The 15357-nt window shown below is 69.2% G+C and carries 12 protein-coding genes; 3 read left to right on the top strand and 9 right to left on the bottom strand.

What is annotated here, in order from left to right; translation table 11 throughout:
* Positions 1–4: 4 nt before the first annotated feature.
* Positions 5–898: an alpha/beta hydrolase gene (locus tag AB0D49_RS29050; protein ID WP_362762675.1), complete on the top strand. Its 894-nt coding sequence runs from the start codon at positions 5–7 to the stop codon at positions 896–898.
* A 220-nt stretch (positions 899–1118) separates the two neighbouring features.
* Here AB0D49_RS29050 and AB0D49_RS29055 read toward each other — a convergent pair whose 3' ends face one another.
* The 8 genes from AB0D49_RS29055 to AB0D49_RS29090 form a co-directional block, all read right to left on the bottom strand.
* Positions 1119–1739, bottom strand: coding sequence for a CGNR zinc finger domain-containing protein (locus AB0D49_RS29055; protein ID WP_362762676.1), 621 nt, complete (start codon positions 1737–1739; stop codon positions 1119–1121).
* A 156-nt stretch (positions 1740–1895) separates the two neighbouring features.
* Positions 1896–2606, bottom strand: a complete 711-nt coding sequence (locus AB0D49_RS29060; protein ID WP_362762677.1) for a flavin reductase family protein — start codon at positions 2604–2606, stop codon at positions 1896–1898.
* 18 nt (positions 2607–2624) lie between these two features.
* Positions 2625–3443 carry an MBL fold metallo-hydrolase gene (locus tag AB0D49_RS29065; RefSeq protein WP_362762679.1) on the bottom strand — a complete coding sequence of 273 codons (819 nt, stop codon included), beginning with the start codon at positions 3441–3443 and terminating at the stop codon, positions 2625–2627.
* 161 nt (positions 3444–3604) lie between these two features.
* Positions 3605–7348 (bottom strand): S8 family serine peptidase, encoded by a 3744-nt coding sequence (locus AB0D49_RS29070; protein ID WP_362762681.1) that lies wholly within the window; start codon positions 7346–7348, stop codon positions 3605–3607.
* A 281-nt stretch (positions 7349–7629) separates the two neighbouring features.
* The gene (locus tag AB0D49_RS29075) at positions 7630–7764 is read right to left on the bottom strand and encodes a hypothetical protein (RefSeq protein ID WP_362762682.1); all 135 of its coding nucleotides are present in this window, start codon (positions 7762–7764) and stop codon (positions 7630–7632) included.
* 361 nt (positions 7765–8125) lie between these two features.
* Positions 8126–8287 (bottom strand): hypothetical protein, encoded by a 162-nt coding sequence (locus AB0D49_RS29080; RefSeq protein WP_362762684.1) that lies wholly within the window; start codon positions 8285–8287, stop codon positions 8126–8128.
* A gap of 335 nt (positions 8288–8622) precedes the next feature.
* A complete protein-coding gene (locus AB0D49_RS29085; RefSeq protein ID WP_362762685.1) occupies positions 8623–9702 on the bottom strand; it encodes a HAMP domain-containing sensor histidine kinase in 1080 nt (359 codons plus the stop codon).
* The gene (locus AB0D49_RS29090) at positions 9695–10390 is read right to left on the bottom strand and encodes a response regulator transcription factor (protein WP_362762687.1); all 696 of its coding nucleotides are present in this window, start codon (positions 10388–10390) and stop codon (positions 9695–9697) included. Before AB0D49_RS29090 ends, AB0D49_RS29085 begins: the two co-directional genes overlap by 8 nt.
* 534 nt (positions 10391–10924) lie before the next feature.
* On the opposite strand from AB0D49_RS29090, the gene AB0D49_RS29095 reads away from it, so the two are divergent.
* Positions 10925–11977 (top strand): serine hydrolase domain-containing protein, encoded by a 1053-nt coding sequence (locus AB0D49_RS29095; protein WP_362762689.1) that lies wholly within the window; start codon positions 10925–10927, stop codon positions 11975–11977.
* A 238-nt stretch (positions 11978–12215) separates the two neighbouring features.
* On the top strand, positions 12216–12842 hold the full coding sequence (locus AB0D49_RS29100) for a VanZ family protein (protein WP_362762691.1): 627 nt from the start codon (positions 12216–12218) through the stop codon (positions 12840–12842).
* 320 nt (positions 12843–13162) lie between these two features.
* On the opposite strand, the gene AB0D49_RS29105 is transcribed toward AB0D49_RS29100, so the two are convergent.
* On the bottom strand, positions 13163–14914 hold the full coding sequence (locus AB0D49_RS29105) for a hypothetical protein (RefSeq protein WP_362762693.1): 1752 nt from the start codon (positions 14912–14914) through the stop codon (positions 13163–13165).
* Positions 14915–15357: the final 443 nt, after the last annotated feature.

Raw genomic sequence — 15357 nt, forward strand, 5'->3', positions numbered from 1 at the left:
TTTCATGGTTGAACGCAAGGACGTCGAGTTCAAGGCTGACGCAGACGTGACGCTGCGCGGATGGCTGTACCTGCCGGACGGACCGGGTCCGCATCCGGCGATCACGATGGCGCACGGCTACGCCGGAGTGAAGGACCACGGTCTGGAACCGTTCGCCCGCACCTTCGCCGAGAACGGCTTCGTCGTACTGCTCCACGACCACCGCGCCTTCGGTGCCAGCGACGGTCACCCGCGCCAGGATGTGGACCCCTGGCGGCAGATCTCCGACTGGCGGCGGGCCATCTCCTACCTGGAGAGCCGGCCCGAGGTCGATCCCGGACGGATCGGCCTGTGGGGTACCAGCTACGCGGGCGGCCACGCCATCGTGCTGGGCGCCACCGACCGTCGGCTGCGTGCCGTGGTCGCCCAGGTACCGACCATCAGCGGCTACGAGCAGGGCCTGCGCCGCATCGCCCCGGAAGCCACCGCGGCCCTGGAGGAGGCACTCGACGAGGACGAGCGGGCCCAGGCACGCGGCGAGGCCCCGCGCACCCAGGCGATCGTGGGAAGCGACCCCACGGTGCCGGCCTCCTACCGTACTCAGGAGGCGATCGACTTCTACCTCCAGCCGACGCCCGACGGCGTGTGGGCGAACTACGCCACGGTGCGCTCCACCCGCGCGGCGCGCATGTACGAGCCCGGCGCCTGGGTCAGCCGGGTCTCCCCGACGCCGCTGCTCATGGTGGTCGCCCTCGGCGACACCGTCACCGTCACCGATCTTGCCCTCGGAGCCTACGAACGGGCGCTGGAACCCAAGCGCCTGCGGCTGATCCCCGGCGGCCACTTCGCGCCGTACATCGCAGAGTTCGACCAGGCGAGCGAGGCCGCCCTGACCTGGTTCCGCGAGCATCTCCACTGACAGGTCCGGGGCCCGGCCCGCTCCCGGCTCCGTAGCCGCACCGGTGAGCGGGCCGGTCGCCGTCGAGGCTCCATGCCCCCGGCGCACCGGCCCGCTTCGTCCGCCCTCACCCGTACGGCGCGGCGGAGCCGACCAGCTACCGCAGCCGCCGTTTGGAGCTGCGGGCAGAGATGGGCAGGTCGGCCCCTGCCTGGCTGGACAGGCGCGGTCGTCGGGGACGTCAGGTCTGGGCTGCCCCGGTGTCGCGGCTCCGGGCGCGGTGCGCGCGCAGATTCGCCGCGTTGCCGCATGTCCGCACGTCGTGCCAGACACCGCTGCTGTTGCGGGAACGGTCGTAGAACGCGACCGCGCACCGAGGGTTTCGGCACAGCTTGAGCCGGTGCCGGTCACCAGTGTTCTGGGCCTGCCACAGCGTCAGGAGCAGCGTGGCGACAAGGATTCCCATCCCGCCGCCGCGCGGTTCCAGGTGCACCCTGCCGGAGCCGTCGAGTTGCAGTGCGGCCTGCGCGGCCTCCGTCACCGGTGCCCGCGAGCCCGCTCCGGGTCCCTGCATCTCCTCGGAGAGCGGCGTCAGGGAGTCACGAAGGGCTCTGCGGAGATCACGCAGCCGCGTCAGGTCCTCGCCGTCGAGCCGTACTTTCGGGGCGGGGCGTTCCATGGTGGCCGCCCAGGCGGTCAGCGCCGAGTCCAGCCATTCTTGCGCGGCTTCCGTGTCCGACAGCAGGTCGGCCGCTCGCGGCCGGCCTGCCGGGACGGTGTTGAGCAGATCCTGTACCAGGCCCAGAGCGCCGGGAGCCGACGCGAGGCCGTACCGGCCGGTCGCCTGCCAGGTGGCTCCCATGGAACCGACACCTCCCTGTGTCACGGGTGGGCCGTATCGACCGGCCGCCTCCCCACGCATCAAACAGCCGATGGTAGACGGTCCGGCCCGCGAACCTCGACGGCTCCGGCGCTCAAGCGTGACCCGCAGGGCATGGTGGCACTTGCCCGTCCCTGCTTACTCCGCGACTGCTCCGGAGGCTGACCAGTCCGAGTTGTCCACCGCCGAGTACTCATCGCCCAGGTGGTCGATCCGCTCCATCCGCTGCCCTGTCCTTCTGGCCATGACCTCGTCGGGCAGCGGGGGAACGAAGGCGTTGTCCACTACGGTGTACTCCGCCGCCAGGCGGCCCACGGGCGCCAGCGCGCCGAAGTCGATCCGCCCGTTGATATAGATGTCGTCGCGCACGTGAAAGCTCACGACCTCCCCCCACACCACATGGTGCAGCCCGTCCGGGGCGGAGAAGATCTTGTCGACCTTGCATTCCAGGGCGACGGGTGCGCCCTTGACTCGGGGCGGGGTGATCAGCACCGACGGCTCCTTCTCCACCCCCACGGCGTCGAACTCGTCCACGTCCGGCTCGAATTCCACGGCGCTGCGGTGCAGCGGCATGATCTGCGGAAGCGTCGCGAGGTTGGTGACGAACTCTCCGGTGTCCCGAATGTTCAGGAAGCTGTCCTTGGGTGAGAGCCCGTCCGACTTGGGCTGGATGGTCAGCGAGACTTTGGGGGGCTTGCGCCCGACGCAGGTGAAGAACGAGACGGGGGCCAGATTGCCGATCCCGTCCGCCGACTGGGTGCTGATCCAGGCGATGGGCCGTGGGATGATGCTGCCGATCAGCAGTTTGTAGGCCTCTTTCGCGGTCAGGCCACGTGAGTCGATGTCCATCGCTGCATCCCTTCGCTCTCAGGCGCCCAGCAGGCCGACGGCGCCGTACCAGACCGGCCCGGGATTGAGGCGGTCAGGGTGCAGCCGCAGCATCTCGTCGTAGAAGTCGCGGGCGTTCGGCTTGTCCTCCAGCAGGCGGATCACGTCCCGCAGATACTCCCGGGTGCTCGCGATCGTCGCCGGGTCGTCGGGCAGTGCCGCGCTCTTGTGGCCGGCCACCACATGGCGGGGCTCAAGTGCCTCGAGCACGTCGAGCGCCGCGAGCCAGGACTCCAGCCCGCCGTTTCCGCCCTCGAGGAAGTACTGGTGCACGCCGTTGTAGACGGAGTCGCCCGCGACCACCAAGCCGAGCGAGGGCACGTGCAGGACCGAGGTGCGGTCGGTGTCGGTGTGGCCGATGTCGATGGCACGCAGCACCTCGCCTTCCAGCAGGAAGCCTTCTTCCGGCACCGGACCGGCCAGCACCGGGGAGGGCGGGACCTGGCCGGGGAAGTCGACATCCCACATGGCTGCCCGGCCTTCGGTCGCCTGCTGGTGCATGACCTCGATGGTCCCCGGGGTCGCGTAGACCCGGGCGTCCGGGAACCCGGGCAGCAGAGCGGCGGTACCGAACCAGTGGTCCCCGTGGCCGTGAGTGGCGAAGACGTACCGGACCCGCTTGCCGGACTCGGCTACCCAGTCACGCACCTGGGCGATCTGGGAGTCCAGGAACGGCGGGTCGATGAGTACCGCGTCCACCTGTCCGTACACGAGGACGGTGGAGACGGGCGAGGAGATGATCGGATCGCCGTTCGGCAGGACCTTTCCGGCGCGCTCCGCGCCGGGCGTGACGAGCACGGAGTAATCGAGGTGGGAAGCCGTGAGGCCGTCCTCCGTCCAGGATGCGGGGTTGACTCAACTGCGAAGCAAGCATACCCATTACAGGTCTTTCAATCATTGGATTCGTCTTATGCGTGCGCCATGAAAGTAAGAAGCAAAGAGTGTTTGGCCGCTTCAGGTCAGGCTTGCTGTGATGGGGCAGGACGACTGCGCCGCCCGCCCTTCCCGCAGCCGCCGGCGATCCAGATGGGCACTGATGCCCGACGTGGATCTGCGGCGACGGCACGGTCCGGAGACAGCTCGTGCCGGCCTTCCATCAGGCGCACAACCGGCCAACGGGACACCTCGTCGGGTTGACCGGTGGCTGCGGAGGTGGCAGCCGGTCCTGTCGGGGGCGATGCCGAACGGCGCGACGAGCCGTCCCCGCTCAGGATCGCCCCGGGAGGGGGCGTACGGGACGAAGGCGACGCCGGTCGAGGCGGCCTGGAGCGCCAGGTGGAAGTGCTCCAGGACCGCTCGACCGGCGTGGGTCGTGCTCCCGGTGAGGCGCCGCCCGGCGGCCGTCGCCTCAGTTCACAGCCTCCAGGGCCGGGCCTGTGTCCGCCTAGTTCCCGTAGTAGGCGTCGTAGATCGACACCGTCGACTTGTTGCCGTCCATGTCGGTGATGTCCGCCCGGTACGAGATCGACTCTCCCCTGGCGGGGTTGCGGAACCGTGACGCCGCCGGATTCGACCGGGAGCTGCGTCCAGGTCCGGCCGTGGTCGTAGGACGCCTCCACCGTCAGGGACTTGAGGTTCCCGCCGGCGGCGGCGCCTTCCACCACGACGGGAACGGTGGCCGTACGGCCTGCCGTGACCTTGTTGTCCAGGCCGGTCGCGGCGTCGAAGCGGACCACGGAGAGCGGAAGCGCGGTGAACGCCGTGGGCTGCTTCGAGCGGAAGGTCCAGCTCGCGTCCACCCGCGTGCTGGCCCCCGCGACGTCATGGCTCCGTGTGGCCGAGGTGGTCATCCGGTACTCGGCGTCGGCGGACGGCACCTTGAACACCTGGAACGGGTTCAGCGGCTCCTCGTAGGAGGTGACTTCGGCGCCGTCGCGGTACAGCGTCGTGTACGCAAAGGAGTGCGCGGACCCCCCGGGATTGCCGCGTGAGTCGGCGAACAGCGGCAGCGAACCGAAGATGTCGTCGCCGTCCCGGTACAGGCCGAACCCATCTCCCAGGGCCGGGCCGAAGACCGCGCGGTTGACGGTCCGCTGGTAGGTGCGGCCGGGCTCGAAGACCGTGGACTGGTCGATGCGGTATCCGGCTTCCGCCTCGCCGAGGGCGTCGTGCTGTGTGAAGTCCAGCTCCCACTTCACCCCGTCCTGCGCGGACACGTACAGGGTGCGCCGGGCGGGAAGGGCGATCTCGGTGGCGGCGCCCGTGCCGAACAGGGCGTCGGGCAGATAGCTGTACAGACCGATCGATCCCGTCTTGCCCAGAGGCCCGCCGACCCGTGTCTTGACGGTGGCCAGCTCGGATGCCTGGTACCTCTTCGTATGGCCGGTGGTGAGCCGGTCGGCCACCGCGCCCGAGACAGTGGCGTAGTAGTCGCCGCTCACGCCCTGCCGCAGATGCGTGCCCCACTCCTGCCGCAGGGTCCCGGCGGACGCGTCAGGGCCGAGGTGGGCCGAGCGGAATCCGCGGTAGGAGCCCAGGAACCAGCCGAACGTCTCCAGGCTCTCGCCGGCACGCACGGTGTAGCGGGCGGCGGCGTGGACCTGCTCGGCCGCCGCGTCGGGGACCGTCACGGAGACCGGTCCGGCCGTACGGGCGTCCACGGTGACGGTGGTGTCGCCGGTGACGTCCAGATTCGGCTGGGCCACCCAGTCGGTACCCTTCGTCACGTCCAGCGGGTCCATGTACACACCGGAGTTGAGCACGTAGGAGCCCCTCGGGACCCGGACCGTGACCGTGCCGGAGGTCTCCTCCAGGAACCGGTGGTACCGGTCCGCCCCCAGCCCTCCCAGGCCCGCGACCTCCGTGTCGTAGTACTTCGCCGGGCCGCCGTCCCGCCCGATGTGCCGGATGGTGAGGTCGTAGGACTCCACCTCGCGCTCGACCACACCAGCCGTGCGCACGCTCTGTCCGCTGCCCGCCGCGGTGAGGAACACCGAGTACGCACCGTCCAGGGCGCCGCCGAGGCGGGTGTCCACGGTGATGTCGACGGAGGCGGTGCCGCCCGCCGGGACGGTCACCCGGTCGGCGCTGAGGGTGAAGAAGCCGGCCGGTGCGGCCTGGCCCTCAGGGCCGACGCCGCTCGTCGACAGATCGAGCGTGATGTCCTCGGTGCCGAGGTTGCGGTACGTCACTTGTCGGCCGACGGGGGTGTCGTCGGTGTGGGGCCAGCGCTGGGTGCCGAAGGTGAGCGAGACCTGCTCCGCGATCACGTTCTGCCCGATCGCCCGGTCCACCTGGAGCCGGCCCGAGCCCTGCTGGTACGCACCGTCGGAGCCGCCCTTGGCGGAGCCGGTGAGGGCGACCTTGAGCCGGGCGGACGTCCAGTCGGGGTGCTGCTGCTTGAGGATCGCCGCGGCGCCGGCGACATGCGGTGTCGCCATCGACGTGCCCTCGATGGTCAGGTAGCCGGGCGGATTCTCGCCGAGCCTTTCGGCGAGCGAACTGCCGTTGGCTGCGGCGGCGGTGATCGCCACTCCGGGGGCCGTCATGTCCGGCTTCAGACCGGCGTCCCCGGCACGCGGGCCGATGCTGGAGAACTCGGCCAGCCGGTCCTGGTCGTCCACGGCCCCCACGGTCAGCGCGGCCTGTGCGCTTCCGGGCGAGTTGACCGTCCCCGCCGAGGGACCGTCGTTGCCCGCAGCGATGATGAACAGGACACCCTTCTCCGTGGACAGACGGTCGACCGCCGCCTCCATGGCGTCGATGCCCGGGGAGTCCGGGGAACCGAGGCTGAGGTTGACGACGTCGGCGCCCTGCTCGACGGCCCACTCCATGCCGGCGATGATGCCCGAGTCACTGCCCGAGCCGTTGTCGGCGAGCACCTTGCCGCTGAGGATCCGCGCACCCGGCGCGACCCCCTTGTACGTGCCGCCGGACCTGGCACCACTGCCGGCGGCGGTTGACGCGACATGCGTGCCGTGGCCGTGTCGGTCACCGGCGTCGGGGGAGTCGCTGAAGTTCCTGGAAGCGACGACCCGGCCCTCGAGGTCCTCGTGTCCGGTGTCGACGCCGGTGTCCAGGACCGCGATCGTGACGCCCTTGCCGTCGTAGCCTGAAGACCAGGCCGCAGGGGCGCCGACCTGTTCGACGGACCTGTCGAGGGCAGCCGTGCGGACCCCGTCCAGCCAGATACGGGAGATCCCCGAGGCGGTACGGCTGCCGTCGGTGAGCGCCTTCCACAACGCGGTGGCGTCGTACTGTGGAGCCTGCACCACATCGGCGTTGAGCGTCCTGAAGGTGCGACGCACCGTGCTCGCCTCGCGTACCTCCGACTTGGTGGCGGAGGCACCGTCGCGATAACCGACGATGACCTTCAGACCGTCCTGCTGCGCCTTCTGGATCGCGGCGGCCTTGCTCAGCTCGGTGACATCGAACAGGCGGGGGTCCAGTCTGCCGCTCGCGACAAGCCGCGAAGCGTCCGAAGGGAGGACGTAGGTGCGGCCACTGCTCTCGCGGACCTGGACGGGTATCTTCTCCCGGCCCTCGGCCGGTTCGAAACCGGCGACCCGGCCCCTGCCGTCCAGGGTCACCCGGTCACCTGTGATCAGAGTGATCCGCTGCTTGTCGACAGGGCCCGGGATCGGCGCCGCGTCCACGGCGGGAGTGGCCGACGCAGCCGCCGGGCTGATCACACTTGCGGCAAGAGCGGCGGCGGCAGCCGCCGCGACCATCGCGGCTGCCGGGCTCTTCCTTCGAATGGGCAAATCTCCTCCTGGAGACGGGATGCCGGGCGTCATGTCATCGCCCGGCGTGAGGTGGTCTCGTGCGCGTACGCACACGACCCTGAGGCGATCGGTGTGCAAGGGGGTGACCACTCGGCCCGGTGATGCACCGGACCTCAAGTGACCTGGCCGTCACCTGCGGAACTGCCACCTTGAGCAGTGCGTGGAACGGCGGTCTCCAGCCGATCGTCGTCGGTCGGAGGTAGTCGCCGTCCGGGAAAGTCCTGGTCCGCCTCCTGCACGGGGACGGGGCATGGGGCGGGTCAGCGCGGTGGACGAAAGGCGGTGCGCAGTTCCACGGTGAGGAGCTTCGGCTGTTCGCAGGTGGAGAAGCGGGCGCCAGGGCCGACTTCGTTCCAGTGAACGATGGTGCCGTAGGTCACCTGGCTCGCGGCCACGACGCGTGCCGCCCCGGCGGCAGTGCCGTGATGGGTGCCGCTGCCGTGGAGTTGTCGTCCGTCACCATCACGGGCTCCTTCTCTTTGTTCGGCTCACAGTGGGTGGGTGCGCCGCGTCCGTTCCGGGGGTGGGCGTTCGATGCCGGATGAGTACCGACTGGGCTGACGGCCGATTCAATATGACCGACCACATTAGACCTGTCAAGTGCCGTGTCGGGGGACGGAATTGCAGGTCAGACATGCCGCAGCGGCCCGCTGGAGATCCCTTCCCGGTGCGCAGGACATGGGTGTTCCAGACGGGCCGATCCGAGCAACAGCACACGGGATCCGGAGCGTTGCGACATAGAGACGCTCGACGGGGTCATGTGGTTGGCAAGAATCTGGCTCGCCCGCCAAAGTACGCGAACGCCGCGGCGACCTCGTCCAGGCGTGCCCCGCGGGAGGCATTGACGAGCACCACATCGCAGGCGGCGAGGTGGCCGAGCGGCCAGACGACGGCCGCGTCGTTGTCGGCCAGCGCCACCTTCCGCTCCCCTGAGGCGGCGATCGGCCAGAACGACCGCGACCACCACCTCGGCCTGGAAGGCGGCGACCTGTCCGGGCCCACCACCCCAGACGGTGGTCGCCCAGCTACATCGGCTTCATCTGAACACGCCCCCGTGCCCGCCGCCGCGGCGGCAAAGCCCTCGGCAGCCTCACCGAAATGGCTCACCACGCGCGGGTTGCCCGGCGCCGCCTGCGTGCGGCACGAATCTCCTCGTCGGCGGCTTGTCGTCGAGGAGTGTGCGGAGCTGAGTTGTCGCGGTAGATGCCTGGCCGAGCCGTCGTCGTACGGCCCGGGGCCACGCCCGACGATGCTTACGGTGTGGCGGGAAGCCGAATCGTGACGAGGAGACCGCCGGTGGGGCGGGGTGTGAGGTCGAGGGTCCCGTCGTGTGCTCGGACGACGCTGCGCACGATGGCCAGCCCGAGGCCGACGCCGGCGTGCTCGTCGGTGCGGACGCGTGTTGTTCCGCGTTGGAAGGGTTCGGTGAGGGTCGGTACCAGTTCAGGTGGGAGCCGATGGCCGGTGTTCTCGACCCGCAGCACGCTCGCGTCGTGCTGAGGTTCGGTGTGGACCCTTACGGTGCCGCCGGCGGGGAGGTTGTGGACGATGGCGTTCTGGACAAGGTTCGTCACCATCCGCAGTAGGAGCGCCGCGGAACCGGCGGTCTGTGTCTTCTCGCCGGTGACGTTGAGCGTGATCCGGCGCTGCTCGGCGAGGGGGAGCAGTGTTTCGGTGGCTTCTTCGGCGATGAGGGACAGGTCGACGGGCTCGCGGGTGAAGCTCCTGCGGTCGGCGCGGGTGAGCAGCAGGAGGGCCTCGGTGAGGCCGATCGCCCGCGTGTTGACGGTGTGGAGGCGTTCGATGAGTTCGCCCTGGTCCCGTGTGGGGTCGTTGCGGGCGACGTCGAGGAGTGTCTGGGAGATTGCCAGCGGGGTGCGCAGTTCGTGGGAGGCGTTCGCGGCGAACCGTTGCTGTTCGCCGAGGTGGGATTGGAGTTGTTCGAGCATGGTGTCGAACGCGTCGGACAGTTCGCGGAATTCGTCTTTGGGGCCTTCCATGCGGATCCGATGGGACAGCGTTCCGTTCGAGGCCATCCGTGCCGCGTCTGCGATCCGTGTGAGTGGTGCGAGCATCCGGCCGGCGAGGACCCATCCTCCCAGGAGGCCGAACACCAGGAGGAAGGCCCAGGCTGTGGCCGCGGCGGGGGCGAAGACCCGCACGAGGACGTAGCGGTTGGGTGCGACTCCGAGAAGGCCCCTGGGGCTGTCGGGTACGTAACGCAGCAGGAACACCCATACCAGGGCCAGCAGGAGAGCGCCGGCGAGGAGGAGGAATCCGGCGTAGCTGATGGTGAGTTTCAGTCGGGCGCTGAGCCCTGGGCGTCTAGTCATGAGGGTTGCCAGGGTGTGCGGGGCCTATGCCGGTGTCGATTCGGTAGCCGACGCCGGGCACCGTGGTGATGACGCGTGGTTCGCCGAGTCGTTTGCGCAGGGCGGAGACGGTGATGCGGACGGCGTTGGTGAAGGGGTCGGCGTTCTGGTCCCAGGCCCGCTCCAAGAGTTCTTCGGCGCTGATGACACCGCCTTCGGCGGCGAGGAGGACTTCGAGCACGGCGAACTGCTTGCGGGTGAGCGCGACGTAGCGTCCATCACGGAAGACCTCCCGGCGAAAGGGGTCCAGCCGCAGGCCCGCGATCTCGCGGACCGGTGGTCGGGCGTACGCGCGCCTACGGTCGAGCGCCCGCAGCCGCATGACGAGTTCGCGAAGCTCGAACGGTTTGGTGAGGTAGTCATCGGCGCCCAGCTCGAACCCCGAAGCCTTGTCATCGATCCGGTCGGCAGCGGTGAGCATGAGGATCGGGACACCGCTGCCGGAGCCGACGATGCGCCGGGCGACCTCGTCACCGCAAGGGCCGGGAATGTCGCGGTCGAGGACGGCGATGTCGTAGACGTTGATGCTCAGCAGTTCCAGAGCGGTGCCGCCGTCACCTGCGATGTCGGCGGCGATCGCTTCCAGCCGGAGACCGTCACGGACGGCTTCGGCCAGGTAGCGCTCGTCCTCCACGATCAGCACACGCATCCCCGAAGCATAGGCAGCACGGCATATCGCCGACGTATGCAACGGGCCTTCGACGGCCTGCAAGGCGCTGACCAGCTAGTCCTGGGCGACGCTTAGCCCGGAGAAACCACTTCCGGTGGGCGGACCCGTCCCGATCTTCCGGTGGATGCGCGTCCCGCCGCCGTGGTTCCCAGGCGTTCATGGTTCAGGGCAGACGTGCGGGCGTGACGGCGAGCTGTCGCAGGCGTATCGAAAATCGCATACGCCACCGCGACGGTCGTCCGCCTTCAGTGGAGGCATGGACAGCAGCACACCTGCAACGGTCGGCTTGTCGACCGGGAATGGATCGTGATCGTGGACTCGGATTCCGTACGTGGTATCGACCGGCGGTGGCTGTGCGGGTGGGGCGGGCTGGCCGTCGGCGTCGTGGCGGCCGGCGTGCCGCTGGTGGGCGCCCGACGCGGCCATGCCGCAGCCGCGGGACAGCACCGAACGGCCGCAACCGACCCCGGCATCCCACCGGACACCCGGCCCGGCGGAGCCTATGACCGGTACGTGACGAAGCTGGCCGCCGAGGGCAAGTTCTCCGGCGTGGTGCTGTTGTCGCACCAGGGCCGGACGGTGCTGTCGCGCAGCTACGGCATGGCCGACAAGGAGAAGGGGATCCGCAATCACGAGGGCGTCGCGTTCGCCCTCAGTTCGGCGGGCAAGCCGTTCGGCGCGGTGGCCATCTTGCAGTTGGCGCAGCAGGGGAAGGTGAAGCTGTCGGACACGGTGGGCACCCATCTGACGGGCTTCGCCAAGGACATCGCCGAGAAGGTGACCATCCACCACCTGCTCTCCGGCACCTCCGGGCTGGACAGCCCGGAGGACGACGTGCAACGCGTCTTCCAGAGCCGGGATGAGGTGCACGAGCACTACGAGCAGCGGGCCCGGCAGGCGAAACTGGTGGGCCTGCCGGGCACCTCCGACACCGCTCACGCCGAGTCGGAGGTCACCATTTCCGCGCTGATCGTGGAGGCCGTGGCCGGCACGACGTACTGGGACTACGTCGAGGAACACATCTTCAAGCGCTGCGGCATGACCGGCTCGGCGTTCTACACCAGGCCGCAGTGGCTCACCGACAAGGCCATCGCGCACCCGTACATGACGCTGGCCGACGGCAGCCAGGTGGACGCCGTCCGCAACCTGGACAAGAGCAGCCCGAACCCGAACGTACTCGGCAGGAACCCGGGCCGCGCCTTCATCGATGCCCCCGGGGACGGTGGCTTCGCCACCGCGCCGGATCTGGTCCGGTTCGCGCACGCGCTGGGCGACGGCACGCTCCTGGACCGGCCCTGGGCCGATGTGCTCACCGGGGCCAAGATCCCCCACGGACCGGCGTCGTTCGGCGCGTACAGGATTCCGGTCTCCATCGTCAACGGGCAGTGGAAGTACCAGCGCGCCGGAGGCAACCCCGGTGTCGCCGCCAACTGGGACATCTACCCGTACACCGACTGGGTCGGCGTCATCCTCGGCAACATCGACGGCGTGCCGCTTCAGGACATGATCGGGCGAGAGACACAGGCCATCACCGGGGCCACGCCCGGCGGCGGGTCAGGTGGCTGAGGTGATCCGTCGGCTGACCCGATGAGAAGGGATCTCCGCCTGCCTGGCGTACCGGACAGCCGGAGGGCACCCTCGGTCGGGCGGCCGGCACCGCCCCGACGCCGGTCGGCCTTCAGGAACTCCACCGCATCCACCACGGTGCGGGGTACAGCCTGACAACCGTCACATCCATTGGGACATCAAAGAAGACACTCTGACCTGCGGGGAGATTTCGGGGTCGGACGGAAGCGGAGGCAGCGTGATCATCAAGGGGTGGCACGGCTGGGTCGGTACGTTCACCGGCGTGGCCCTCATCACGGCCGCCGTACTGCCGTTGGCCGCGCTGACGGTGGGGCTTCTGGCACGTCGTCGGAGGGGCACCGGCACCACGTCGGCGTGGCGGATGTCGCTGGCCGAGGTCGGCATCGTCTACGGGACGGTGCCGTGGGTATGGATGATCATGTTGCCGGGCGGCCGGGCCGACACCGTCCCCGCTCGAGTGAGCCTGGTGCCGCTGCGGGACCTGCTCACGATCCTCGCAAGCGATCCGATGACGGCGACGGTCCAGGTCGTCGGCAACCTGCTGGTCTTCGCGGCGCTGGGGTTCCTCGCCCCGCTGCGGTTCGCGGCGCTGGCGTCGGTACCGCGGATCCTGGCGCTCGCGGCGGGCTGCTCGGTCCTGGTCGAGACCGCGCAGTACGTCCTGCGGCTGGACCGGGTGTCCTCTGTGGACGACGTACTGCTCAACGCCGCCGGAGCCGGGCTGGCCGCTCTGGCGTCGCGGCGCTGGTGGCGCCCTACGGGCAGAGCGTCGTCGGATCGACCTCGATCAGCCCCGGTACCGGGCTCCACCACCCCGCACACGGAAACCGGAGCCGTGCAATGAGGCCCTGGGCGCAGCAGACCCTGGCTGCGCTGAGTGCGGCGGTCATGACCTGCGCGCCGTTGCCGGACGGTCGCGCCCGTCATGCTCCCGGGCGTGCCGGCAACGCGCCTACCGGGCGAGGACGACGGCGCAGGGCGTTCACGTCGTCGGGAGGTCGGTGAGGTCCAAGCGGCGGTCGGTGCGCAGAGACGTTGGCCTGTCGCGCGATTCAGTGACGAGAGCAGCCCGGGAAGGGCAGGCGCAGAGGGTGGGTCCCTTCCGGACGCCGCATACGACGACCTGCCCGTTCTGGCGGTAGGAGGCAAGCACGCCCATCGGCGTCACCAACCCGCCCATTCGGGCACCGGGGTGTCGGTGTGCGCAAGGGTGTCGAGGCCGAGCAGGGTGGACCAGTCGGGCTGGGGTGGGGGCTCGGGGATCAGCGGGGCCCCGGGGTGGTCTGCGGGGGAGGGCCCGTCGTCTGCCGAGGGTTCATCGCGGCTGCCGGAAGGTTCGTCGAACCCTTGGAGCGGTGCCGGACCCTCGTATGCTGCGGGCGGCACCGGCATGGCGATCCGGTGCTGCAGCGTCCGGGCCTGGATCAGTTCTCCTGCGAGCCGCTCGCATTCCCGAATGTAGTCCACGGCGGTCATACTGGCGTGGACCTGGTCGGACAGGATCAGAGTGTCCGTGACGTGCCGGTAGAGGGTCAGGCGCTGTCCTGTGGTGAAGGCGGGGTGGGGCCGCAGCCCTCCGGTGTGCTGGTCGCCCATGATGTCGGCGGCCATGCAGTGGCCGATGGGGAAGGTCTCTTCGAAGGGCTGGAGTCCGCTGAAGGACAAGAAGGCCGACATGCCCGCGGTGGCCGGCATCACCGTGTCCTCTGCTCCGTACAGGGACGTGTCGCTCAAGCTGTTCAGGCCCAGCAGCACATCGAAGGCTCCGCCGGCCGGCGAACCGGGCGTGTGCAGAAGCTCTTGCCGTTGGAAGTGGTAGGGATACACCCCCAGCCGCTCCCACATGTTGATGCCGCTCCCGGGTTCCAGTACGTGGCCGGCCAGGGCCTCGGGCAGCCCGAGCCGCCGGAACCCTGGCGGCATGTACTCCTGCCCGAGCCGGGACAGCGGGCCGGACCGCACCAGGTCTGACACCGGGACGTCGTCACCGGCGAGGCCACCGCCCGGGGCCTCGAAGCGCTGGGCGATGAGCCGGCACAGGTAGGGATTGAGGAAACGGCCCTCGAGATTGTGGATCCCGACCCGCCAGCCTACGGGGGCCCCGTCGAGGAACCACCGCCAGGTCTTCTTGCCCGTGCGGTCCTCCAACGTTGTCCAGGTGTCCCCCGAAGCGAGCCGGACGGTCGGGCGGTCGAACAGTGGGGTGCGGGTCCGTCGCCGGAACTCGTCGAAGCGTTCGCGGAGCGCTTCGATGTCGCCGAGGGCGGGGTTGCTCTCCCTCAACAACTCGCAGAGGGAGCCGGCCGTATTGAAGGAGCTGCCATCGAATGTGGCGTCCTCGAACTGGCCCGGCCCGTCTCTGAGGTACTCCCACAGAATGCTACCGAACGCCCCGATGGCTTTGATCTTGGTCAGCAGGTGCGTGTACGTGTACCCGGGGTCCCAGCATGGGGTTCTCAGTTCCTTGAGGAGCCAGTCCAGGCCTTCCTTCTTCATGAAGTCCCTGATCACCTCCTGTCTGTACTCGGGTTCGGTGAAGATCTTGAGCCGGTCGGCCAGCGCCTTCTTCATGTTCTCGTCCAGGCATGCCCCGGGTTGGTCGGACAGTGGCGAGAACGGCATCAACAAGGCATCCACTACCGCGCTGAGCAGGGTCGTTTCCGTGTACGGGCGAACTTGCTTGACCCGCCTGTTCGCGACTTCGGGGTCGTCCTTCAGGCGCTGCAGGACATCGGCCAGGATGCTGCAGTACCGGTCGTAGACGTCGCCGATTGCACCTGGTTGGTCGAGGATTGCGATGCTGACCGCAGCCTCGAAGTACTGTCCGAACATGAAGAAGTCATCGGGGCCGAACGGTCCCGGGGCGCCTCGGGTGATGTCCTGCAGTCGACCGGTCAGACGGTTTACGGACGTCACGGTGTACGGAAGTGTTTCTCCACCCGGCATTGCGGTCTCCCGGCGATTCCTCTCAGCGGCTCATGATCACCTCGCAACCATCACATGTCCTCCATCGGCGCGGTGGACGGCGCGCCGGGTAGAGCCGCCGGGACACGTCCCGAGCTGGCCCGTGTGGTCGGCAGTGTGGTCGGCACCGCAGGGGCGGTTCGTGGGCGATCGTGCGAGCACGCTGGCACGGAAGGCGCCTGAGGGGCGAAGACGCCTCCGGCGGGTGGTGCTACTGAGACAGGGCGAGCCGAAGGCCGCTTCTCGCTCTCCCCGACTGCGGCGCATGCCGGTGCGCCGGGGCTGACCCGTGGTTGCCGGGACGCGCCGTCGATCGGATCAATCACGGCACCGTATGGCTCCGACCGGGTGCAATGGCCATATTCGCCCGTCGAAGAAGGCGGGCAGGAGAACCG

Origin of the sequence: Streptomyces sp. NPDC048290 (assembly GCF_040652095.1) — a bacterium.
Taxonomy (GTDB): Bacteria; Actinomycetota; Actinomycetes; order Streptomycetales; family Streptomycetaceae; genus Streptomyces.

Bases quoted from the DNA above. Each gene is read 5' to 3' on its own strand.
- AB0D49_RS29050 (WP_362762675.1), top strand. From the start codon at position 5: ATGGTTGAACGCAAGGACGTCGAGTTCAAGGCTGACGCAGACGTGACG.
- AB0D49_RS29055 (WP_362762676.1), bottom strand. From the start codon at position 1,739: ATGGGAGCCACCTGGCAGGCGACCGGCCGGTACGGCCTCGCGTCGGCT.
- AB0D49_RS29060 (WP_362762677.1), bottom strand. From the start codon at position 2,606: ATGGACATCGACTCACGTGGCCTGACCGCGAAAGAGGCCTACAAACTG.
- AB0D49_RS29085 (WP_362762685.1), bottom strand. From the start codon at position 9,702: ATGACTAGACGCCCAGGGCTCAGCGCCCGACTGAAACTCACCATCAGC.
- AB0D49_RS29090 (WP_362762687.1), bottom strand. From the start codon at position 10,390: ATGCGTGTGCTGATCGTGGAGGACGAGCGCTACCTGGCCGAAGCCGTC.